Annotated in this window: 16 protein-coding genes, 1 tRNA gene and 1 pseudogene; 10 read left to right on the top strand and 8 right to left on the bottom strand. The window is 60.2% G+C overall.

Translation table 11 applies throughout. The features are described from left to right. Positions 1 to 14: 14 nt before the first annotated feature. From Q1A06_RS02820 to Q1A06_RS21000, 3 genes and pseudogenes are all read left to right on the top strand, one after another. Positions 15 to 272, top strand: a complete 258-nt coding sequence (locus tag Q1A06_RS02820) for a hypothetical protein (RefSeq protein WP_299558431.1) — start codon at positions 15 to 17, stop codon at positions 270 to 272. A gap of 369 nt (positions 273 to 641) precedes the next feature. Further along, complete coding sequence (locus Q1A06_RS02815) at positions 642 to 3773, top strand: hypothetical protein (protein ID WP_299558429.1); 3132 nt, start codon at positions 642 to 644, stop codon at positions 3771 to 3773. 420 nt (positions 3774 to 4193) lie between these two features. Further along, a pseudogene (locus tag Q1A06_RS21000) lies at positions 4194 to 4391 on the top strand (BRO family protein); the annotation flags it as partial. Between the two features lie 53 nt (positions 4392 to 4444). Here the strand turns inward: Q1A06_RS21000 and Q1A06_RS02810 are convergent. Both Q1A06_RS02810 and Q1A06_RS02805 read right to left on the bottom strand, forming a co-directional pair. After that, a complete protein-coding gene (locus Q1A06_RS02810) occupies positions 4445 to 5815 on the bottom strand; it encodes a tyrosine-type recombinase/integrase (RefSeq protein ID WP_299558428.1) in 1371 nt (456 codons plus the stop codon). Positions 5816 to 5907: 92 nt separating this feature from the next. Next, a tRNA-Leu gene (locus tag Q1A06_RS02805) sits at positions 5908 to 5991 on the bottom strand. A 153-nt stretch (positions 5992 to 6144) separates the two neighbouring features. Here Q1A06_RS02805 and Q1A06_RS02800 point away from each other — a divergent pair. Further along, positions 6145 to 6666, top strand: a complete 522-nt coding sequence (locus Q1A06_RS02800; protein WP_299558426.1) for a Hint domain-containing protein — start codon at positions 6145 to 6147, stop codon at positions 6664 to 6666. Positions 6667 to 6712: 46 nt separating this feature from the next. Here the strand turns inward: Q1A06_RS02800 and Q1A06_RS02795 are convergent, their stop codons facing one another. Continuing rightward, complete coding sequence (locus Q1A06_RS02795; protein WP_299558424.1) at positions 6713 to 8413, bottom strand: NAD(P)H-hydrate dehydratase; 1701 nt, start codon at positions 8411 to 8413, stop codon at positions 6713 to 6715. A gap of 165 nt (positions 8414 to 8578) precedes the next feature. Here Q1A06_RS02795 and Q1A06_RS02790 point away from each other — a divergent pair, with 165 nt between their 5' ends. The 4 genes from Q1A06_RS02790 (at position 8579) to Q1A06_RS02775 (ending at position 12216) form a co-directional block, all read left to right on the top strand. Beyond that, complete coding sequence (locus Q1A06_RS02790; RefSeq protein WP_299558422.1) at positions 8579 to 8917, top strand: P-II family nitrogen regulator; 339 nt, start codon at positions 8579 to 8581, stop codon at positions 8915 to 8917. A gap of 44 nt (positions 8918 to 8961) precedes the next feature. Further along, on the top strand, positions 8962 to 10368 hold the full coding sequence (glnA, locus tag Q1A06_RS02785; protein ID WP_299558421.1) for a type I glutamate--ammonia ligase: 1407 nt from the start codon (positions 8962 to 8964) through the stop codon (positions 10366 to 10368). 394 nt (positions 10369 to 10762) lie between these two features. Then, complete coding sequence (locus Q1A06_RS02780) at positions 10763 to 11566, top strand: lytic transglycosylase domain-containing protein (protein WP_299558420.1); 804 nt, start codon at positions 10763 to 10765, stop codon at positions 11564 to 11566. A gap of 221 nt (positions 11567 to 11787) precedes the next feature. Beyond that, a complete protein-coding gene (locus Q1A06_RS02775) occupies positions 11788 to 12216 on the top strand; it encodes a glyoxalase superfamily protein (RefSeq protein WP_299558419.1) in 429 nt (142 codons plus the stop codon). 39 nt (positions 12217 to 12255) lie between these two features. Here Q1A06_RS02775 and Q1A06_RS02770 read toward each other — a convergent pair whose 3' ends face one another. The 4 genes from Q1A06_RS02770 to Q1A06_RS02755 form a co-directional block, all read right to left on the bottom strand. After that, on the bottom strand, positions 12256 to 12984 hold the full coding sequence (locus Q1A06_RS02770; protein WP_299558418.1) for a DUF3445 domain-containing protein: 729 nt from the start codon (positions 12982 to 12984) through the stop codon (positions 12256 to 12258). Between the two features lie 67 nt (positions 12985 to 13051). Then, entirely contained in the window at positions 13052 to 16162 is a 3111-nt protein-coding gene (locus tag Q1A06_RS02765) for an efflux RND transporter permease subunit (RefSeq protein WP_299558416.1), read from the bottom strand. Beyond that, positions 16159 to 17337 carry an efflux RND transporter periplasmic adaptor subunit gene (locus tag Q1A06_RS02760; RefSeq protein WP_366523482.1) on the bottom strand — a complete coding sequence of 393 codons (1179 nt, stop codon included), beginning with the start codon at positions 17335 to 17337 and terminating at the stop codon, positions 16159 to 16161. Before Q1A06_RS02760 ends, Q1A06_RS02765 begins: the two co-directional genes overlap by 4 nt. A gap of 391 nt (positions 17338 to 17728) precedes the next feature. After that, positions 17729 to 18883 carry an aminotransferase class I/II-fold pyridoxal phosphate-dependent enzyme gene (locus Q1A06_RS02755; protein ID WP_299558414.1) on the bottom strand — a complete coding sequence of 385 codons (1155 nt, stop codon included), beginning with the start codon at positions 18881 to 18883 and terminating at the stop codon, positions 17729 to 17731. A gap of 893 nt (positions 18884 to 19776) precedes the next feature. Between Q1A06_RS02755 and Q1A06_RS02750 the strand changes: the two genes are divergently transcribed. Continuing rightward, positions 19777 to 20616 (top strand): bifunctional allantoicase/(S)-ureidoglycine aminohydrolase, encoded by an 840-nt coding sequence (locus tag Q1A06_RS02750; protein WP_299558412.1) that lies wholly within the window; start codon positions 19777 to 19779, stop codon positions 20614 to 20616. Positions 20617 to 20754: 138 nt separating this feature from the next. Continuing rightward, positions 20755 to 21741 carry a glyceraldehyde 3-phosphate dehydrogenase NAD-binding domain-containing protein gene (locus tag Q1A06_RS02745; RefSeq protein ID WP_299558410.1) on the top strand — a complete coding sequence of 329 codons (987 nt, stop codon included), beginning with the start codon at positions 20755 to 20757 and terminating at the stop codon, positions 21739 to 21741. Positions 21742 to 21801: 60 nt separating this feature from the next. On the opposite strand, the gene Q1A06_RS02740 is transcribed toward Q1A06_RS02745, so the two are convergent. Continuing rightward, positions 21802 to 23235: a nucleobase:cation symporter-2 family protein gene (locus tag Q1A06_RS02740; protein ID WP_299558408.1), complete on the bottom strand. Its 1434-nt coding sequence runs from the start codon at positions 23233 to 23235 to the stop codon at positions 21802 to 21804. Positions 23236 to 23294: the final 59 nt, after the last annotated feature.

The raw sequence follows: 23294 nt of genomic DNA, 5'->3' as shown, positions 1-23294 counted from the left end.
TGAAAGGAAACAATATGACGAACATCACCGCCTACACCCGCCCGACAAACACCTCAGCGACGAAGGTGGGCGACCTGAAGCGCACCCGCCGGACCCGCAAGCTGGACGGCACGGCCTCTCTCTACCTCACGCCCGTCGAGATGCTGGCCGCGCGGGAAAGCGTAGCGATCGCAACACGCTCAAACCGTTTGCACCAGTTCCAGCGTGGACCTCCATGCGTCTCCACCGCGACCAACTGGCGGTCATCATCGCGCTTCAAGCAAGGCACCTGAGCGCCACCGGAAAGGAAATCTCACGCAACGAGGTTCTCGCGGCCCTCATGGCAGCGGGGTTGAGCATCACAACCGCTCACACCGACTTTGTTGGCCCGTCAAGTGCAACGCATTCCCCCAATATCAACGCAGGTATTGGCTTGCTCAGCAACTCCTCATCCCTAACGTCGGAACGAGCTATTTGGGGAGTTATCCGCCCGCTTCACACCAGCTTGAACAACACTGGCGCATCGCATGCAGTCGCCACTTTAACGGGCGAAAACATTCCCGCTTGCCCATTTTCAAAGTAACATGAGGATGTTACCTCTGATTCAGATATTCGATCTGAGGTTGAATTTCGCCATATATCCAAGAGTAGAGAGTTGCAGCATGATCCAAGCCCCCGGTTTCCTCCCCGTCACTGAAAACGCCACTGCCAACACCAATACAATATCCAACAAGTCCAACCCTGAGATCGCGGCACTGGCGGATGGCGGCTTTGTACTGGTCTGGGAATCGGAAGAACAGGACGGCGACGGCAAAGGTATCTTCGGCCAGCGTGTCGATGCGGCGGGGGACAAGGTCGGGGGGGAGTTTCAGGTCAACACCTTCACCTTCGATGAACAAGACGCGCCTTCCGTGACCCCACTCGCCGACGGCGGGTTTGTCGTTACATGGGCCTCGGCAGGTCAAAGCCTCGGTGAAGGAGAAATATACGGGCAACGCTTTGATACTGAAGGAGCGAAGGCCGGTACGGAATTCAAAGTCAGCGGCGGTGGACCATCGTTCAAGGGAGGCCATGACATCGTCTCCACCGCCGATGGTGGCTTCTATGTCGCTTGGGAGAGCACAGCAGAGAACGGAAACGCCTACACAATCGATGGGCAGGCTTTTGACGCTGACGGCAATGCCGAGGGGCCGCGTCATTCTATCGTTGACGATGGCAATGGAACAAGGGGCTTGCAAAACCTCTCTCTTTCACAGTTCGACGATGGCCAGCTGATAGCAGGCTGGAGTGAAAGTACGTTTGCAAAGTTCAAGGTCTTTGAAACTGATGGCTCCGCAGTCGGAGATACATTCAGCTTTAACTCGAACGACCGCTATATCAACAATTCGTTCAATGCGACTCCGATCAGCGACACTCAGTTTATTGGTGAATGGACAAACCCGATCACCAGCAGAAGTGAGGATTTCGAAAGCGGGTTTTCCACCTTCTACCGGATTTTCGATATCGAAACCGGCAGCATCTCCGAGCCCCTGACCCGCGAGGACCGCGAGCCGTTCATGTTGTTCAATGGCAGCCTCGCCGCCTCGGCTGTCGGCGAAACGCTGCCCGCCTATGGCGAGACGGTTTCGACGCGCCTGCCATCCGGACAATACGCCGTCGCGTGGAGCGATGGTCAGTATGCCCAGTTCGCTGATGACAATGAACCGGGTTCAATCACCTACCGGCTGCTGGAAAGAAACCAGCTCGCGTCAGGCTCGGCGACCATCGGGGGCGATGCCTTCGCCGGTGAAACTTTGACGGCAGTAGTCGAAGGCTTTGATGACCCCGACGGCGTCGTTTCTGTCAACTATCAGTGGTACGTGGACGATGCTCCGATCAATGGCGCGACCGACCTGTCCTATGTCGTTCAGGACGAAGACAGCGGCAAACTGCTGGAGTTCAAAGCTACCCTCATCGACGGGAACGGCACCGCAGAAACCTTAACTGCCGAAAACCCAGTCATCGTTGGGAAGAGCATTCTTGGCACCTCCGAGGGCGACAGCTTGTCCGGCACGCAAGGCCATGACCGGATTGAGGGGCAAGATGGCAACGACACGATCTCCGGTCTCGGCGGTGACGACACTCTCTCTGGCGGTGGTGGTGCCGATTTTATTGTGGGTGATTTCGGCGACGATACCCTGCAAGGCGGTGCAGGAAATGATACCATCCGAGGCGAGCTCGGAGACGACACCCTCGATGGCGGCGCGGGTGACGATATTGTGAACGGTGGCGATGGCGACGACAGCCTATCCGGTGGAGCCGGAAATGATGAGATATCTGGCGCGGATGGTCACGATACAATCAATCCCGGCATAGGTCGCGATACTATCTATTTGGCCTCAGACGTTGTGACGGGCGCTCTGGAGGAAATTGCTGGCGACCATTTCTTCGGTTTTGGCATTTCTGGCGCGATGTTCATTCAGGATGCTACTCTAAATGGCTCAGCGGAGACCTCCTTCGACGGGGAGAGCACGGTGTTTCTGCAGCCGGTTGCAGGCGAACGCGAAACAGTTTCATTCACGGTTGCGGGCGACGTGCGGACCAACGGTTTCGAGTTCAAACAAATTGGAGACACCATCGGCTTCGGAAATTTCCGGATCGATCCATCAACCGATGGCGCCGGTCGTTTCGAATTGTCGGGTAACGATCTGCCTAACAATGTTTTCGCCGGTGGCCGCACTGGACGTCTGGTTGGTGGCAATGGTGATGATGAGATCAACGGGCGCAGCATCGACTATGGAAGCGGCACTTTGAACGACCTCATCTATGGTAACGCCGGTAATGACACATTGAAGGGGTTTGCGGGCCTCGATACGGTTGTGGGTGGTGAAGGCGACGACCGCATCCTCGGAGGGCTTGGGAACGACAGGCTAATCGGCCACGAAGGCCGCGACACGCTTTTTGGCGAACAGGGCGACGATCAGATCTTCGGCGGCGATGATGCGGACATGCTGCAAGGCGGCATCGGAAACGACACCCTTTTCGGAGGCAGTGGCGACGACACGCTGAATGGATCAGCGGATAACGACGAACTTTTCGGCGAAGACGGCCATGACCGCTTGTTGGGCAGTGACGGAAATGACCGTGTAATTGGCGGCGCGGGCGATGATAGCATCGACGGCGGCAACGGCACCGATACGCTAAACGGCGGCGGCGGTGACGATACGATCATTGGCGGCACCGATATGGCCGACCTGCGGGACAATATCTTCGGTGGCGCGGGCAATGACAGCATCGACGGCGGCTATGGCAACGATCTGATCTATGGTCAGGAGGGCGATGACACGATCGAAGGCGGTTTCGGGGCCGATACTGTGCAGGGCCAAGACGGTGACGATGTCCTCACCGGGTCGGCGTTTGGCGACAACGCCTTCGGCGGCGACGGCGACGATTTCATCAATGGCGGATTTGGCAACGATCTGCTGAACGGCGGTCACGGAGCCGATGAATTCTTTCACATTGGCGGCGGCCCCCAACAGATGCGCGGCCATGGGTCAGACTGGATTCAGGATTTCGATGCAGCAGAAGGAGATGTGTTGGTTTTCGGGGGCACGGCATCTGTTGAGCAGTTTCAGGTGAACTTCACCCATACTGCAAACCTTCAGACCGGTGAACGATCGGGAGAGGACAACGTCGAAGAGGCGTTCGTCATCTACCGCCCGACAGGCCAGATCTTGTGGGCCTTGGTTGACGGTGCCGCACAGGACGAAATCAATCTGATGATTCAAGGCGACAGTTTTGACCTACTCGCCTAGAGCTGCTTGCCACTTGGAAGAACAGCCATCGTGTCGAAGGAAAATCGCTGCATGCGCCAAATGGTGTTGCGGCGATGATGAGTTCGGAAACCGCTTGACCCAACGCATCGGAGCGTACACGACGCACCCAAATGCAAATGTGCATCATCAACGAAACGCTTTAGAGAGTTTCCTCAGGCGTCGCCAGCAATATCCCCGGAGGTTGACTGACAGCGCGCGGGGGTTGGATAAAAAAGGCTTATCAGACGTTTACAGGCGTTCCTGAGCAAGACCTGAAGCTGGCAATTCGCTCGAATTAGCCCCAAGGAAACTCCAGAACAACCGCTCCGGCGGCACCAGCTGCTGCCTCCACGTTCAACTTCAAGGGCTTCGATCTGCGCACCGTCGAGATTGACGGGGAGCCGTGGTTCGTGGCGAAGGATGCGCTCCACATCATTGGCTACTCAACGGGGGAGCCGCGCGAACATTCTCAAGAAACTTCCTAAGAGTGACCTGTTTCTAAGACCAATTCAGAAAGGCGTGAGGCCTATGTCAGTCGTCAACGAGAGCGGCCTCTACAAGCTGTTGATGCGGAGCGACAAGTCCGAAGTCAAGGCGTTCCAAGATTGGGTCACCCGCGACGTCCTGCCCGCTGTCCGCTCCGCCTTCTCAATACCGAAAAGATTACCCCCTCATCGGATGAGTGCATTACGAGGCCTCCCCTCAAGCGCCCTCTCCATCGCCTCATATGCCGCTTTCAACCGCGCTTTTTCGCCACCATACACGCGGTCGCCAAGCCCACCCAGCGTATGCCCCAAGATGCGGTTCTCGTCCCGCTGAGGGACACCGGCGGCTACCAGCAAGTCTTTCATGTTGTGGCGCAAGGAATAGACGACGTGGCGGGAGTATTTCGTGATCGCCCTGCGATGCTTCATGAGCGCCTGTGAGACGGCATCAGGGCCAGCTTCACGGGCATACCTTGGGAAGAGCATGTGGTGACCAGCAGCAAGCTTCAGAGCCTCCCTAGCGGCGACCAGAGCGTCACCCACAAGGGGAACCTGACGGATGGACACAGCTGTCTTCACGCGGCGGTCTTCATGCCACCTGACCCAGATGTGAGGATAGGCATGCTCAACATGAACGTCTTCTACGCGAAGACCGACGACCTCAGCGCCGCGACACCCCGTCCCTTCGAGGATGCGCCATATCAAGCCAAGCTCAGGGGTCTTTACCTTTTCATCCAGCCGCTTACGCATCGCAGAAAGGACCGCCAAAGGCAACGGGTCGCGCCGTTCCCACTCCGTTTGCGGTGCTTTGCTCGCGGGGCCTACGGACAACCCTTCGAACGGATTAACCACCTGCCCTTGCAAATCAAATTCCGTGATTGCCAGCTTCGTCATGGCGGAAACCATATCCAGTTCCCTGCGCACCGATGCCGGTGACAACAGCTTGCCGCCCTTCCCTTTTGCGGGAGCTTGCAGCATGTGGTCCCTGAGCTCGCGCCCATGCTCTCTCTTGAGGTTGACCAATGGGAGCTTGTCCAGCGGCCCCAACGCGCCCTCCATACGCCGGCAGACACGCTCTAGACGGTTCTTCTGATTACGCCCCTCAGCACCGTCCATGCGCTCCCTACGGTACATCTCCTTGGCGTCCAGAAGAGTGGCTGGCGGTTCTTCCGATTGCGGCGCGGCGACGGCCTTGACCAGTACGGGGTCTGCCTTTTTACGATGCAGATCATCCGCAAGCACCTCACGCTTATCATCTTCCGACAGATCGCCGCTGATGGCCTCAAGCATCGCCTGAGCCTCCCTCAGGGCGTCCCGCCAATGCTCCCTGAGTGAAACCTGCCCAGCGCCGCCTTGCGCTTTGCTGACAATTTTCTCGAAGGCAGCGACAAGGCGCTCTTGTTCAGCGACCAGAGCAGCACCTTCACGAGCCTTCATTGGCACCTGAAAGAAAACCTCACCGAGCGCCTCAGCGACGGCCTTGGGGTAACGGCGGCGAAATCGTTTCCGGCCTCCAGATAGCTCGTCAACGTACTTGAGTTTCATCATCACGACCATTGCTTGTGTCCTCAAAGTGTCCCGAAATGTGTCTCAGGGAGGACGTCATCGCGTTGATATACTTGCAAAACAGATACTTGAGCAAGTCATTGTGGTGCGGGTGAAGGGACTCGAACCCCCACGCCAAAGGCGCCAGAACCTAAATCTGGTGCGTCTACCAATTCCGCCACACCCGCATCCGAAGCCTGCGACGCAGATGCGGCAGACCCATGCGCTTGACTAGCAAAACGCATTCATTAAGGCGAGGCCAAAAAAACAGGCGACATAAACATTTTCTTGTCATATTGTTGCGAGAACCTGAGGCAGGTTTGACAAGAAGAGAGACGCCCATGAAACCGAATACGGTCGGGCGCGTTGGTGGGGAAGTTCCACAGACGGGCCAATACGCGCCTTACGCAATCCGCGATACCGGGTTGCTGCAAGGCACCACGATTCTGACGCTCGACGGTGAAATGCCCGTCGAATTCGTCAACATCGGTGACAAAGTCATCACCAGAGACACCGGCATTGCGAAAGTCGCACACATCCAGCGCAGCACGCGCATGGTGCATACCATCGCCTTGGCGGCAGGATCGCTTGGACATACGCGGCCCGAACGGGACGCGTTGCTTGCGGGGGACCAGATGTGCCTGATCCGCGACTGGCGGGCACAGGCGCTCTTTGGCGCGGAGCGTGCCTTGGTGGCCGCACGCGCGCTGGTGGACGGTGAATTTATCCGCGATCTTGGCATGCAGGAGCACACGCTGATCCAGATATTCTGCGACGGACCCCACATTCTTTATGCGGACGGTCTGGAACTGACAACGGCGGATGGCGCGCGCGCACGCGGGCAGGTATTGCACGCCGCGTAGCGGCTGATACCGCCTGGTCTGGCAAACCCGCTCCTACGCGGGGCTTTCAGCCATGTCCAAGCAATTTACGCATCACCTTCGGCAGGACCTCGGGCAAGTCCTCGGCAATCAGACCGGGCCCGAACGCGCGCGCGCATTCGACATGAAGCCACGCCGCCGCTTCGGCCGCCTGCATCGGTGCCACCCCGCGCGCGAGCAATCCGGTGATGAACCCGGCCAGCACATCCCCCGATCCTGCCGTGGCCAGCCAGGGCGCGGCCCGGTCCGCGGTTGCCGCGTTGATGCTGCAGCGTCCATCCGCTGCCGCGATCACCGTCTGTGGCCCTTTGAGCAGCACCACACACCCTGCCCGTTTCGCTGCCGCGCGGGCCGCATCGACGCGCGAAAAAGCAGGTCCTTCGACGGGTACGGCGTTCAGCGCCTCTGCTATGTCGGGAAACAGGCGGGCAAATTCACCTTCGTGCGGGGTCAGAACGCAATCAGCGTGCAGCAGCGCGAACAGATCATCGGGCGCGTCAGAAAAAGCTGTCAACGCATCGGCATCCAGAACGATGGCCGGCGCGTGGTCCGTCTGTAGTGCAGCGCGCACCAGGCTTCGTGCCCGCGTGATCCCAAGCCCCGGCCCCAGACAAAGTGCTGTGATCCTGCTGTCGTCGAGCGCGGCCATCAGGCCCTCGCCCGCGCCGATCCGTTTGAGCATCACCGCCGTTGTCTGGGCGGCAACTTCGGTCCGCGCCTTGGGCGGGACACCCAGCGTCACCAGTCCCGCACCGATCCTCAGCGCGCCCCGCGCGGCCAGACGTGCCGCACCGGTCCGCCCCGATTTTCCCGATAAGACGAACGCATGACCGTGATCATACTTGTGCTTGCCCTCCTCCGCTGACTTGCGGATGATCTGCGCAGGCCAGATGTGGGCGGTTCGATCGGCTGGCGGCTCGTAATCGAGTGCCGTTACTCTTTCCCGAACGCGGTCTTGCATCAGGTGCGAGGGCTGACGATCCTCTGCTCCCAATCCGATGTCGACGACCTGCACCTTTCCGACCGCATCGCTCAAGACATGTCCGACTTTGCTCCGGTGAAACGCCAGCGTCAGATCCGCACGCAGAAGGCGAATGGATGCGTCGTCCTCCCACCAACGCCGCCTCAGTTCGAGGTTTGCAGCCTCATCCGCACCCTCCTCCGGCGGCGCTGGCAACAGGAACTTGCCGCTGTCGGTATCCAATCCGGACGGGCAGTCCACCGCCACCTTGTAAAGCGGTGCAGGCCGCTGCTGTGGGCCGCGTGCCCCGCGATGCGCCACCGCGTGAAAGGCCCGCGCCATCTCACGCGGAATCGCGCGGGTCAGACCGGTCCCGAACAAGGCATCGACCAATAACGCGGGGCGCGGTCCGGACCCTGCGTTTGTCGCACTCAGCGGTTGGATTTCGCCCATGCGCGCCCAAACGTCATGATTGGTTCTGGCACCCTCGGAAAGTTTGGCCGCATCGCCCCAGAACAGCACTTCCACCGCCCAGCCCTTGTCCCGCAACCGCCGCGCCACGACAAACCCGTCACCGCCATTGTTGCCGGGACCGCACAGCACCACCGCGTGGTGCTGTCCCTGCGCGAGCGCGGGCCAATGCGCGAATATCGCGTTCACCACGCCACGACCCGCCCGTTCCATCAGGCGCAGGCCAGTCACTTCACCCGAAGCGATTGCGCGCTGTTCGCAGTCGCGCATCTGCTCTGCAGTCAGGAGTTCTGTCATCCTCGGATCCCCACGATTCAATATCGTCTATTATTTAATCACTACGACCGAAATATAGGCGTTTATCAGATATTTCGATGCTACCCCATCATTACCGCCCTGTCGCGGCTGGATTCCCGAATGGGCCGGTGAAAACACTGCCTCGAAGTACCGGAGGAGGCCGAAATGAAAAAGATCGAGGCGATTATCAAACCTTTCAAACTCGACGAGGTGAAAGAAGCCCTGCAGGACGTGGGCGTCCAGGGCCTTTCCGTCATCGAGGTCAAGGGTTTTGGCCGGCAGAAAGGTCATACAGAGCTGTATCGCGGAGCCGAGTATGTGGTGGATTTCTTGCCAAAGGTAAAGATCGAGATCGTCCTCGATGACGATCAGGTCGACACCGCGATTGATGCGATTGTAAGCGCCGCCAAAACCGAAAAAATCGGTGATGGCAAGATCTTCGTCTCTTCCGTCGAACAAACAATTCGTATCCGCACCGGTGAAACCGGCTCGGACGCGCTTTAACCAAACCCGCACGGGACCAGAATTCAAGGACAAAGGACATCGCCATGAGCAACAAAGACCTGTTGAAACAGATCAAGGACGAGGACATCGACTATGTCGATATCCGTTTCACCGACACCCGCGGCAAGCTGCAGCACGTCACAGTGGTGAGCGATCTGGTCGACGAGGATTTCCTTGAGGAAGGGTTCATGTTCGATGGCTCGTCCATCGCCGGCTGGAAGTCCATCGAAGCCTCTGACATGAAGCTGATGCCGGATGTCGACAGCGCCTATATTGATCCGTTCTATGCGGAAAAGACAATCTGCCTGCACTGCTCGATCGTCGAACCGGACACCAACGAAAGCTACGAACGCGACCCCCGCGGCACCGCTGAGAAGGCCGAGGCCTATCTAAAGTCTTCGGGCATCGGCGACAGCGCGTTCTTCGGACCGGAGGCCGAGTTCTTTCTGTTCGACAACGTCAAATTCTCAAACTCGATCAACAAGGTTTCCTACGAAGTCGATGCATCCGACGGATCGTGGAACTCGGACACCGATTACGAAATGGGCAACATGGGCCACCGCCCCGGGCTCAAAGGCGGTTATTTCCCCGTGAACCCGACGGACGAGGCGCAAGACCTGCGCGCCGAAATGCTGTCGACGATGAAACGGTTGGGCATGAAGGTGGACAAGCACCACCACGAAGTGGCGTCTTGCCAGCACGAACTGGGCCTGATCTTTGGCAGCCTGACCAAACAGGCGGACGATATTCAGAAATACAAATACGTGATCCATAACGTGGCCCATGCCTACGGCAAATCGGCGACCTTCATGCCCAAGCCGATTTATGGCGACAACGGCTCCGGCATGCACGTGAACATGTCCATCTGGAAAGACGGCAAGCCCCTGTTCGCGGGTGACAAATACGCTGATCTAAGCCAGGAGGCCCTGTGGTTCATCGGCGGTATCCTGACGCACGCGAAATCGCTGAACGCGTTCACCAACCCGACGACAAACAGCTATAAACGCCTGATCCCCGGCTTCGAAGCCCCTGTGCTGCGCGCCTATTCCGCGCGCAACCGTTCGGGTTGCGTTCGGATCCCATGGACCGAAAGCCCCAAGGCAAAGCGTGTGGAGGCCCGTTTCCCCGATCCGGCGGCAAACCCCTACCTCGCTTTCTCGGCTCTGCTGATGGCCGGACTTGACGGCATCAACAACAAGATCGATCCGGGCGAGGCGATGGACAAGAATCTCTATGACCTGCCCGCCGAAGAACTGGCCGGGATCCCGACGGTCTGCGGCAGCCTGCGCGAAGCGCTCGAAGAGCTGGAAACCGACATGGATTACCTGCTCGCGGGCGACGTGTTCACCAAGGATCAGATCGAGGGCTACATCGGCCTGAAAATGGAGGAAGTGCACACCTACGAGCACACGCCACATCCGGTTGAATTCGGCATGTACTACAGCGTCTGATTCTGTCGACACAACGCAAGGGGGCGTTCCGGAAACGGAGCGCCCTTTTTGCCGAACATACGACCGCGCCGGGAAAAAATTCTCGTTATAATTGAATTTTTTTGGCCTGCCCCACGTGATCGCCTTATTTTCGCCTCTTGCATCCGCATTCTGAGCTTAGATGATCTTAACGAGGAGCCCCCAGTATGGCGCAGACCCCAGCCACCCCCGCCAGCGCGTTTAAGAAAGTATCCCTTTTGCGATCCGCGCCCATCACCATACCTGAACCGGCAAATCAGAACGGCCCGCCCCGAACCGGGATGTAGGCCGCAGAACACGACTGTATCAGCAGGGCTTTGCTTCCGCAGGCTGTGAGGTTAATCTGATACCTACAGTTGGTCAGAGGTATTTACGCATGCGATACATTACATCCATTTCACTCTCGGTTGCCCTTTCCGCCGCGCTGGCGCTTCCGGCGCTTGCGGCGCAATGCGGCAACAACGCTGGGGGGTTCAATGCTTGGAAAACAGCATTTGCCGCCGAGGCACAGCGCGCCGGCGTCAGGCAGCGCGGACTCGATGCCCTGGCGAATGCACAATACGCATCCGGGACGATTCAGGCCGACCGCAACCAGAAATCCTTCAAATATTCGCTCGACAAGTTCCTCCAGGTGCGCGGCGCGAACACGATCATCAGTCAGGGCCGCAAACGCAAAGCGCAGAACGCGGGCTTCTACAATGCGCTCGAGCAACGCTATGGCGTGCCCGCTGGCGTCTTGCTGGCGATTCACGGGATGGAAACAGGGTTTGGCGGCTTCATGGGCGACAGCCGCGTTGTCTCGGCCATTACCACGCTGGCCTATGATTGTCGGCGCTCCGATTTTTTCGTACCGCATGCGATCGGCGCGCTAATGCTGGTGGACCGTGGCGCGATCACCGCCAATACCAAGGGCGCCAAGCATGGCGAACTGGGGCACACGCAGTTTCTGCCGGGCAACGCCCTGCGCTACGGTGTGGACGGTAACGGAGACGGACGGGTCGATTTCTATAACCAGACGGACGCGTTGGCATCGACTGCGAATTTCCTGCGCAAAAAGGGCTGGCGTCCAGGTGCCGGATATCAGCAGGGCCAACCGAATTATGCCGTAATCAAACAGTGGAACGCGGCAACGGTGTATCAACAGGCCATCGCCCTGATGGGCGCACAGATCGACGGCTGATCCGTCTCTTGCCTCAGAGCGCCATCTGCGGCGCATCCGCAACACTCCCGCGCGCGCCCCTTGCGCGCGGGCACGGTCTTCTCCATATCTGCCGCTGGGTCAGGCCCCTGCCGTCCGCAACTTGGTAAAGTCCTGCATGAAGAATTTGGCTTACGCATCCTTCGGGACGTGGTCTCAAGGCAATGCGGGCACCTCTGACGCACGTTATCGGAGAGACTGACATGACCCATTCCATCCCTTCCCGCGATGTCCTCAAGGCACAGGCCAAACGTCTGCGCGCCGACCTGGAGGCTAGAGGCACGCCGATTTCACACTCAGCGGCGCTCGAATCGCTTGCCCACCAGTGGGGCATGCGCGACTGGAACACACTAAGCGCACGGGCCGGTCTCGACCCCTCCGGTTGGACGCTCTTGCAGAGGGTCCGGGGGCAATATTTGGGCCACGCCTTCACCGGTTGGGTAAAGGCCGCGCGCCAATCCGCGTCCGGCTTCTGGACGCTGACGATCCGCTTTGACGCGCCAGTCGACGTGGTCGCGTCGGAGCATTTCAGCAGCATGCGCTGTCAGGTCAACACGACCCTGAACGCCGATGGCGTCTCGCCGCAGAAGACATCCGATGGCAAGCCTCACATGGTCTTGCTGGCTGCCTGAGAAAACCACCGTCCGGCGGATCAAACCGACGGGCTGTGGCTACGGCCGCACCACATAGGTGTGGATCGAAAAAACCACCACATCGGTCTGCGGCAAACGCAAGATACATTGTCGCTCCGATCTGATGAAAGGCGCCGCGCGCGCGTCGGATGTGATCCGACGCGGTGCGTGCTCCGAAAGCGGCTGATGCAACTCAGGATCATCGTACCAAAGCCGGTTGAACCGCCAAAGCGGCCGCCCGACGCGGACCCCATCGAACAGCCGTTGCACCCTGCGGGCCAGATCACCATCGTATTCGGGAACCGGTGCGTGAATACCGACCAGCGGTTTGCCGATTTTCTCATCCAGCCGCCAGCTTGCCGGAAAGCATAAAACCGCATCGACAAGCACATGCTCCGGACCCTGCTTGCGCATCAGCACGATATCTTCCTGCACCAGCCGGCCCAGCGTGCCGAGTGGATCGTACTGATCCAGATCGACCGACCGCCCATCCGGGCAATGCACGCGCGTCTCGTTAACGGCAAAACCGAGGTCGGGCAACACGTCAAGTGCTTCGGTCAGCACCTCGCGCGCCGCATGCATCGCCGTCGGGTCGAGCCAGAGCACCCGTGTGCGGCGTGTATCGAGCAAGGAGATCCGGCGTTGCATCTGTGCCGCATAGGCATCGTCGACACGCAGCCAATCCCGCGCGGCAGCAGGCGCGACCCCGGGCAATGCCCTGGATTGGCGCATGTCATCGGGCAGGCAGGTTTGCAGGATGGGAGTCATACCTAAGTGATACGGCTTCGAAGCAGAAACCGAAAGCGTGTCTGCCCGAATTCTTGGCTTACCAATGTCAGGTGTGGCGTTCTTTCCTACGACCGCCGCCTTCGCCCAGCATCAACATCGCCGGTGTTACGATCAGGGTAAGCACCGTCGCCACAACCAAACCACCCGCAATCGCCGAGGACAGCTCCGTCCACCACTGTGTCGACGGCGCGCCGTACACGATCTCGCGCGTGAAGAAGTTGAGGTTCACACCGATCACCATCGGCATCAGTCCCAGGGCAGTCGTCACCGATGTCAGGATGACCGGACGCAGACGCTGCGCGCCGGTCCGCAATGCAGCCTCGCGCGGCGACTGGCCCGCGCGCTTTAGATCATTGTAGGTATCAATCAAAACAATGTTGTTGTTCACCACGATACCGGCCAGAGCGATTACGCCGATGCCGCCCATGACGACACCGAACGGTCGCCCGGTGACGATGAGCCCCAACAGTACCCCGGCGATGGAGAAAATGATCGCACTCATCACCACAAAGGCCTGATAGAAGCTGTTGAACTGCAGGACGAGGATGACGAACATCAGAAAGATGGCCGTGATAAAGGCGCCCAAGAGGAATACCGTGCTTTCCTGCTGGTCTTCGGCCTCCCCGGCAAAGCTGAAAGCCACACCATCAGGCAGATCCGCGCCGTTCAGCGCAGCGGTCAGCGCCACAACCTGATCGTTGACCAGAATACCGGGCGCCACATTCGCCTCGATGGTCGTCACGCGTTTTTCGTCCACGCGGCGGATAATGCCGGTGCGCTCGGACGGCTCGAAGGTGACAAAGTTCGAAATCGGCACCAGCCCGGCTGTGGTAGGAACCCGCAGACCGGCCAGTTCGGCCAGCGTCCGCTCTTCGCGCGGGAATCGCACGCGGATGTCGAGCGATCCGTCGACGTCACCGGGCCGGTAATCGGCCACGGTAATCCCTTGTGTGAGCAGTTGAACCGCCTGCCCCAGCAAGCTCACGTCGGCCCCGAAACGCGCGGCCTCCGCGCGGTTGACGAGGATCGACACCTCGACGCCCGGCACGGGCCGGGTATCGGTCACATCCGTAAAGCCGCCGAGGGCATCCATGATGTCCCTGATCTGCTGGACTGCCGCCCCCTGCACGTCCGGATTGCGCGCGGTGACTTCGAGACTGACGGGTTTGCCTTGCGTCGGCCCGCCGCTCTCGGTCTGGACCTGAACGTCGATGCCCGCGATATCGGCAACGCTTTGCCGGATGTCGACACCGATCTCGGCCGCGGTGCGGCGGCTGTCCCAAGGTGTCAGTTCAAGCTGAAGGGTCCCGATGGTTTCCTCGTCGCCCTGCCCCGCGCTCATGGTGGAGCGCGCATAGATGCTGGCGATTTCGTCGTATCCCAGCAGCCGCTCCTCGACGGCGCGCACCAACGCATCGCGCTCGAAAATCGAGAAGTTGTCGCGCGCACGAACTTGCACCTGCATAAAATCAGGCTCGACCGATGGGAAAAAGCTGATCCCCTTGCCGAATTGCCCGTAGAGGCCAAATCCCCCCAGCAGCAATGCGACCGCCAGAAGCAATGTCGCGCCGGGACGCAGGATCGCCCAGTGCAGCAGCCGCACATAGGCACCGGTAAAGCCGCCCATGCTGCGCGGATCGCCGACTTCCGCAGCGTGCAGCGCCCGCTTGGCCTCGGCAGTCTGCGGTTGGCGTTTGCCGATCAGGCTGCCGACGACCGGAATGAACACCAACGCCATGAACAGCGATGCGAAAAGCGTCAAGATCACGGTGATCGGCAGAAACTTCATGAACTCGCCGACCATGCCAGACCAGAACAACAGCGGAAAGAAGACGCTTAGCGTCGTCGCCGTCGAGGCAATGATGGGCCACGCCATGCGCTTTGCCGCGAAGGCATAGGCTTCTTTCGGTGCGGCTCCATCCTGAAGCTTGCGATCCGCCAGTTCGGTCGTGACGATTGCCCCGTCCACCAGCATTCCGACAACAAGGATGAGCGAAAACAGCACCACGATGTTCATCGTGTAGTCCATCGCCCAAAGCGCGATGACGCCGGCCAGAAACGCACCGGGAATAGACAGACCGACAAGGATCGCCGACCGCGAGCCCAAGGCCAGAACGATCACGATCATCACGAGGATCACGGCGGCGATGACATTCGCCTCCAGGTCACTGAGCAGGTCCTTCACCTGCTTGGACTGATCCTGCAGATAGGTGATCTTGATACTCTCGGGCCACTCGATGCGCAATTCTTCCACGCGTGCCTTCACCGCCGCGACAGTCTCGATAATGTTCGCGCCCGACCGCTTTGTAACTTCCAACGCCAGGGCGGGTTGTCCGTTGATGCGCGCGAACGAATCCGGATCCTCGAACGTGCGCCGGACCGTGGCCACATCGCCGAAAGTCACCACGGCATCGCCACGCACCTTGACGGGCATCGCCATCACATCATCCAGATCCTCGATCAGACCGGGCACTTTCAGCACGATCCGCCCCGATCCCGTCTCGATTGCGCCAGCGGCGATCAGGCGGTTGTTCCGCTGGATCTGGCCGATCAGTTCGTCGAACGACAGATTATAGGTCTGAAAGACGGTCGGGTCGATCAGCACCTCGAGAAACTCGAACCGCTGGCCGCCGATGTCGGCCTCCAGCACGCCTTCTAGCCCTTCGATCTCTTCCTGAAGCGTCTCCGCCAGCCGGTTGAGCGTGCGCTCGGGCACCGGTCCGGACAGGATGGCGGTGATGATCGGGAACAGCGCGGTGTTGATTTCCGTGATGGTGACGTCATAGGCATCGTCCGGCAGTTCGCTTTCGGCGCGGTCCACGGCCTCGCGCACCTTGTCGAGCGCCTGATCGCTGTCGAAGCCGGGGCTGAACTCAAGCTGGATGCTGGCAAACCCTTCGGCTGCCTCCGACTTGAGACTCTCAAGACCTGCGATCGACGCAAACTCCGTCTCCAGCGGCTCGACGAGCAGGCGTTCCGCATCAGACGGGCTGATGCCGTCCAGTCCGGTAGAGACGTAAAACAGCGGTAAAGGCACTTCCGGATTGGCCTCTTTAGGTATCGAGGTATAGGCATAGGCACCCACCGCCAACATCATCAGCAGCGCCATCACGACAACCCGTGCGCGCGAAAACGCCGCGTCGATCAGCGCGTTCATTGAGGCTGCTCCGCCGCTCGTGCGACCACCGTTTCGCCTTCGTTGACAAAGCCCTGCCCCACTGTGATCACTTCGACCGCATCGGGCAGACCCGTTACCCAGATTCCGTCGATCTGCGCCTTCACAATTTCAATCGGGAAGAACCGTACCGCGTTCTCATCATCCACTGTTTTCACGCCAAGGACGCCTTCGGTGTTGAGCGATACGACCGAAGGTGACAGGAAATGCGCGGTCGTCTCGCCCGTCGGGATGATCACATTCGCCGAGATCCCGGCGGGAATGACACCATCTTCGTTGGCGATCTCCACTTCGGTCAGAAAAGTACGGGTTTCGGACGCGGCAGCGGTGCCGACGAAGGTCACAGTGCCGTTGCGTTCCTCGCCTGTGATGAACCGTACGGTCGCGGACTGGCCCACGGCCAGCCGCGGCAGCGATTGCTGCGGCACCTGAATGGCCACGGTCAACGGTGTGATGTCCACCAGACGTCCCACATCGGCACCGAGGGAAACAAATTCACCGACGTCCAGATCGAGTGTCTCGATCCGTCCCGCGAATGGCGCCGTGATCGTCAGCGCCTTGGCCTGCTGTTGCACGGCGGTGACCTGCGCCTGCGCGGCAGCAAGGGTCGCGCGGGCCTGCGAAACGCGGTCGACAGTCCCCACGCCGCGGTCCAGCAGGGACTGCGCGTTGTCGAATTCGCGCTGTGCGCGGGCCAGTTCTTCGTCGGCGCGGTTGATATCGGCCAGATTGTTCGTCGGATCGATTCGCGCGATCACCTGCCCCGCAGTCACATCCTGCCCCTTGCGCACAAGCACCTCGTCGATATCGCCCGAGGTTTCCGCGCGCAGCATCGTGTCGCGGTCGGGCAACGCCTGCCCCTCCGCCTGAAAGAACTGCGTCACGGTTTCCGCTTCGGAGGGGGCCACCGCAACGGCAATCGGTTGCGGCGCTTCGCGCAGGCTGATCGGTTCGCTATCGGCAGACGAAAAGACAAGTCCGCTGCCCATCCACGCGACAATGACCACCACAAGAACCGCCGCAATCCACGTCGATCGCGATGCGCCCGGATCCGTATCGAAGCTGAGCGGTTGCGCCGCGCCGTCCACCCGCGACGGGTTCATCGTCGCGGGTGGCGTTTTGGCGGCCTGCCCATCCTCGCCTGCGTCATTGATCATTGTCGGTATCCTTGAAAAAGTTGTGCTGCCGCGCGCCTGGGTTCGACACCCGTTTTCCGGCAATCCCGATACCGGCGCGTGGACTGCTCCTGCTGACGAGTGGCGAGAACATCGAAAAGCACCACCATGCGGTGCAATACCGACATCTAAAGAACACGCGCCGCGTAAAGCGGCGGCCTCCCGGCCTGAGAAATCAGGCCAGTTTTTTCCGTGAAGGCACTGCGGACAGTGCCGAAGGGGCGCGCGTCGAACATGGAAGATCTCCTGCAGGGGTCTGCAGGAGGTAGGGACGCGTAGTGCTTTCGTCAAATTTGTTCAGTTGCGGCTGGACATGCCGTCACGTCACACCGTTGGCAGGGCGGTCATATCGGAACTTGCGCCGGAGGCCAGCCTATTGGCCCAGCGCCTGCCCCAGATCTTCGATCAGGTCTCCGGGGTCCTCGATGCCCACCGACAGCCGCAAGAGGCCTTCGGGGATGCCGGTATGGGGCTCGATGCTGTGTCGATGCTCGACAAGGCTCTCGACGCCCCCCAGAGACGTCGCGCGGTGGACCAGCTGCAACCGGCCCGCCGCGTTCAGCGCAGCCGGTGCACCGTCTTTGACGATGAAAGACAACAGCGGGCCGAAGCCTCCCTGCATCTGCCGCATGGCCAACGCATGACCGGGATGGTCGGACAGACCGGGGTAAAGCACCGCCTCCACCCGTGGATGATCCTTGAGATAGGTCGCTAGCGTTTGCGCATTTTGCGACATGCGCTCTACTCGCAGCGAAACGGTCCGCATGCCGCGCAGCAGCAGCCAGGCCTCAAACGGTCCCAGTACCGCCCCGGCCATATCGCGGTCCGCGCGGATCGCGCGCCAGATAGGTGCATCCGCATCCCGGCAGGCCAGTGCGCCCGCCAGCACGTCGGAATGGCCGTTAAGCGCCTTGGTGGCCGAGTGCATCACTATATCCGCACCGAAGGAAATCGCGCGCGTCAACACTGGCGTCGACGTTGTCATGTCCGCGACCAGCAGGCCACCGCTTGCGTGCACTGCCTGCGCACAGGCCGAAATATCTATCACCCGCAGCCAGGGGTTCGACGGTGTTTCGATCCAGGCCAGCGCGGGCTTGAGGGTTTCGCATGCGGTCGTGAATGCGCTCGTATCGGACGCCTCGACCTCGATCAACGTGATCCCGCGCCGCGTGCAGAAATCGCGGATCCACGCGGTTGTGCCCCAATAGATCTGGCTCTGAACGAGAACGGTATCGGAGGCGCGCAGCGTTCGGAAAACCGCCGCGACGGCCGCCATACCCGACGGGAATACCATCGCGTCAGCAGCGCCTTCCAGTTCGGCCAGAACCGCTTCGACCATCCGCCCGTTCGGAGAATGTGATCGCGAATAGACATTGCCATCCACCAAAGGCACATAATCTTCACCCCGCGCAAAGGTGGTCGCGGGGTGGATTGGCGGCACCACGCCACCGGAGCTGTCATCCGTCTGGCCCGCCGCCTGGGCCGCGATCGTGGAGGGGTGAAGGCCGGTGAGACGCTTGGAAGACATCGGTTTTCTTTCTGTATTGGCCATGAACAGGCGATACGCGCCCCTGCTCTATGCCCATCTGGGTGTGCTAGATTGAAAACCACTGTAACTACGGCGCTATCGCGGCAAAACTGCCCACCTGCGCGATCACCGGAATATTGTGCTTTTCACATTCCCCGCCGAAGCGGGCAATTAACATTCAACCTATCCGTCGGTAGCGTCAACACCGGCAGTCCCATAAATCTATCAACAGGAAAATTCTCCGTGATTGTACCGGCCTACAGCAGCGGTCGCGCGCCTTATGAGAACGGCCGTGGCGGTCCACGGCCAAAATCCGAACCTGGCATGGTGAGGGTCTAATTTCCGCAGTCGTAGGTGCCTTTCCACCAGTTGTCGATGGATTGCATTGATCGCAAATCGTGCCGCTGCTGCTCTGATCGGTTTCATCAGCTCGTGGCGGTCCTGCGGCGCTCAGACATCTGACCCGGAACTGCGCGCGTGCCGCATTATTACTGCCAAGGGCAGCCCACCTCCTGTTGGTACCGGCGCAATCCTGAAAACAACCGGACCGCCGATCAACGGCGCCGAGATGATGAGCCCTGTCCGCTCCTGCGCCGCGCTTCTCACGGACGGTGCCGCAGACGCGGTCGGTCAGAACCTCCCACAACGCCTACCCGGCTGAAGCAACCCGTGAACATGCCCGCCCTGCGCGCCTTCCAGCCGGTCATTCCCATCGCCGCTCTCGGCACTTCCCGACGCCTGATCGCGTCCTTTCAAGGCGTACTGTGCGGGGTCGGCAACAAGCCGACCAGCATTATCAAAAAAAGGCGAACACTCTTATTCCGCCGAATTCAGTGGTGTATTGCCGCCGTTCACCGGATAATGACGGCCTGGATCATAGGCAGGAATGCGTCATGTCAGCCAAATACTACGCCCCTCAGGGCGGCCATCCCGGGCAGGAACAACTACTGACCGACAGGGCCGTTTTCACGGACGCCTACGCCGTGATCCCGAAAGGCACGATGCGCGACATCACAACGAGTTTTCTGCCGTTCTGGGACAATACCCGCCTGTGGGTCATCGCCCGGCCTCTGAGTGGCTTTGCCGAAACCTTCTCGCAGTACATCATGGAAGTCGGTCCCGGCGGTGGTTCTGATCGGCCGGAAACCGACCCGGAAGCGGAAGGTGTGTTGTTCATCGTCGAGGGAACGGCGGTCTTGTCCTTCAACGGCCAGACCCATGATTTGGCGCCGGGCGGCTACGCCTATCTTCCACCGGCTTCCGGCTGGACGCTGCGCAACACCACCGATGGATTTGTGCGCTTTCACTGGATACGCAAAGCCTACGACGCCGTGGACGGGCTCGATGCGCCCGACGTGATCATCGCCAATGAACAGGACATCGCGCCGACGTTGATGCCCGGCACGGATGGCAAGTGGGGCACGACCCGGTTTGTCGATCCAACCGATCTGCGCCATGACATGCATGTCACCATCGTGACGTTCGAGCCGGGAGCGGTCATTCCGTTTCTGGAGACCCATGTGATGGAACACGGGCTGTACGTTCTGGAGGGCAAAGCCGCTTATCGACTGAATACTGATTGGGTGGAGGTAGAGGCAGGCGATTATATGTGGCTGCGCGCCTTTTGCCCGCAGGCCTGTTATGCCGGGGGGCCGGGGCGGTTCAGGTATCTGCTTTACAAGGACGTCAACCGCCATATGGCGCTGCGCCTTGCCGGTACGCTGGCGCGTTGAGGCCGGGACCTCCGGGTATGCAGGAAAAACACCGCGTACGGCGTTGACTTTTGGCCCCTCTTTCGGTGACTGATCGGGTCCGGCATACGCGGGGCACTCTCACCCCGGACACCCGGCCAACACATGCAAGGAGCAAGCATGCGGATCGCCATTAATGGATTCGGACGGATCGGCCGCACGATCTTGCGGCAGGTTATGACCCTCCCCGAGCATGCGGACATCGACATCGTATTGGTCAACGACATCGCACCGCTCGAGACCTGCGCCTATCTGTTCAAATACGACAGCACCTTCGGACCGCTCCCCTGTGATGTGGCCGAGGAACAGACCGGCCTGCGTGTCGGTGACAGGTTCATTCCATTCTTGTCCCGCGACCGCCTTTCCGGCTCCGAGATGTCCGGTGTGGACGTTCTTATGGAGTGCACGGGCAAGGTAGATACCCGCGATACCGCGACACGGGGCCTTGCCGCTGGTGCGGGCGCCGTGCTGATCTCCGGTCCGTCCAGTTTCGCGGACCGGACCATCGTGATCGGCGCGAACGACAACGCGCTGGGTGAGGCCCGCATCGTATCGAATTCGTCGTGCACGACCAATGCAATCGCGCCCCTGCTGCGTGCCTTGCAATCGACGGTCGGGATCGAGCGGGCGCATATTACCACCGTTCATTGCTATACCAGCAGCCAGCCTTTGGTGGACACGCCGCGCGGAAACCTGGCGCGCAGCCGTGCTGGGGCGGAATCTATGGTGCCGACCACCACCAGCGCCGCGCGCGAATTGCAAGACATCGTGCCCGACATCGCGGGATCGGTGAGCGTTGCGGCGCTACGCGTACCCAGCCTGAGCGTGTCGGCCATCGATGTTACCGTACAGCTCGCCGCACCGCTGAAAGAAAGTGGGCAAGAATTTGTGCAAACACTTGCAGAACGCACGCCGGTGATCGGGTACACACATGATCCCTGCGTGTCGCGCGACATGCGCGGGCGGGCGGAATCGCTGGTGCTGGCCTTGCCTGAAACGCAGATGATCGGCGAGAGGCAACTGCGAATATTCGGATGGTACGACAACGAATGGGGCTTTTCCGCCCGTATGATCGACATGGCACGCAAGATCACCGCACGCGGATGACGTCCCGCGTAGGGCCGCTCAGGCCTGCGCCACCTTGCGGCAGCAGCACAAATTCACTTGCTATTTACCGTTCAGTGAGCCTTTGCCTTGGCCGGACAGTCCTCCGGTCACTTCCTCCACCGCAGCATCTGAAAGCTCTTCCGGCAGAATCAGATTCAGCACGATGGCGATCAGCGCAGCAGGCAGCAGACCCGATGTCATCAGGATCCGAAGCGTGTCGGGCAGGTATTGCACCGCCTTTGGATCCAGTTGCAGACCAAGGCCGATCGACAGCGAAATCGCAAAGATGACCATGTTGCGGCGGTTCCAGTTCACATCGGACAGCATCGAAACACCGGCCGCGACAACCATGCCGAACATCACGATCACACCGCCCCCGAGCACCTCAATCGGAATGGTACGGATCACCGCGCCGACCTTGGGGATCAGGCCGCAGACGATCAGAAAAAGCGCCCCGATCGTCACCACATGGCGCGACATCACGCCAGTCATCGCGATCAGACCGACGTTCTGGCTGAACGAGGTGTTGGGAAATCCGCCGAACACTCCGGCCACTGCGCTGCCGACGCCGTCCGCGTAGGTCGCACCTGTGATCTCTGCTTCGGTGGCTTCGCGCCCCGCGCCGCCCTTGGTGATGCCCGATACATCGCCCACGGTTTCCACCGCCGAAACAATGGCCATGAGGCAAAAACCGATGATCGCGGCAAAGCTCAACTCGAACCCGTATTTGAAAGGCATCGGCAGGGCGACAGGCGCCGCGCGGTTCCAGCTGGTGATGACACCCTCAAGCGTGACCATTCCCATCGCCATCGCGTAGACGTACCCCACGGCGATGCCGATCACGACGGCCGATACCGCCAACATGCCTTTGGCGTAGAACTTGAGCGCAAGGGTGACGAAGATGACGACCAGTGCGGCGGACCAGTTCAACAGCGAGCCGTACTCCGGCTGGTCGATCGCCGGTACGCCGCCCGCCGCATACTGGATGCCGACCTTGACCAGCGCCAGACCGATCATCGTCACCACGAGGCCGGTCACCAGAGGCGGCAAGGCAAACCGGATTCTGCCGATGAACGTGGCAATGAAGGTGTGGAACAGCCCGCCGATCACGACACCGCCGAAAAGCGCCGGTAGCGCCTCGACCCCCTTGCCCGCGGCCAGCGGAATCATGATCGGGATGAAGGCGAACGACGTGCCCTGCACGATCGGCAGACGCCCGCCCACGGGACCGAAACCTATCGTCTGGAACAAGGTCGCGATGCCCGCAAACAGCATCGACATCTGGATCAGATAGGTCATGTCGGGGAACCCCTGCGCCCCCGCATCGGAACCAAAGCCAAATCCAGCGGCCCCCGCGATGATGATCGCCGGGGTCACGTTGGAGACGAACATCGCCAGAACGTGCTGGATCCCAAGCGGGATCGCCCGGTGCAGCGTCGGTGTGTAGTCCGGATCGCGAAGCTGCTCCGGCGTGCCGATCGAGGTTTCTGTCATGGCGCTGTCGTCCCTTGTGGTGTAGTGCACGCCGGCTTTATGTCTTGGTGTGCCGGTCT

Origin of the sequence: uncultured Sulfitobacter sp., assembly GCF_947497275.1 — a bacterium.
Classification (GTDB): domain Bacteria; phylum Pseudomonadota; class Alphaproteobacteria; order Rhodobacterales; family Rhodobacteraceae; genus Sulfitobacter.
The sequence above is the reverse complement of the archived record's forward strand: the minus strand, read 5'-3'. Positions and strand labels throughout refer to the sequence as shown.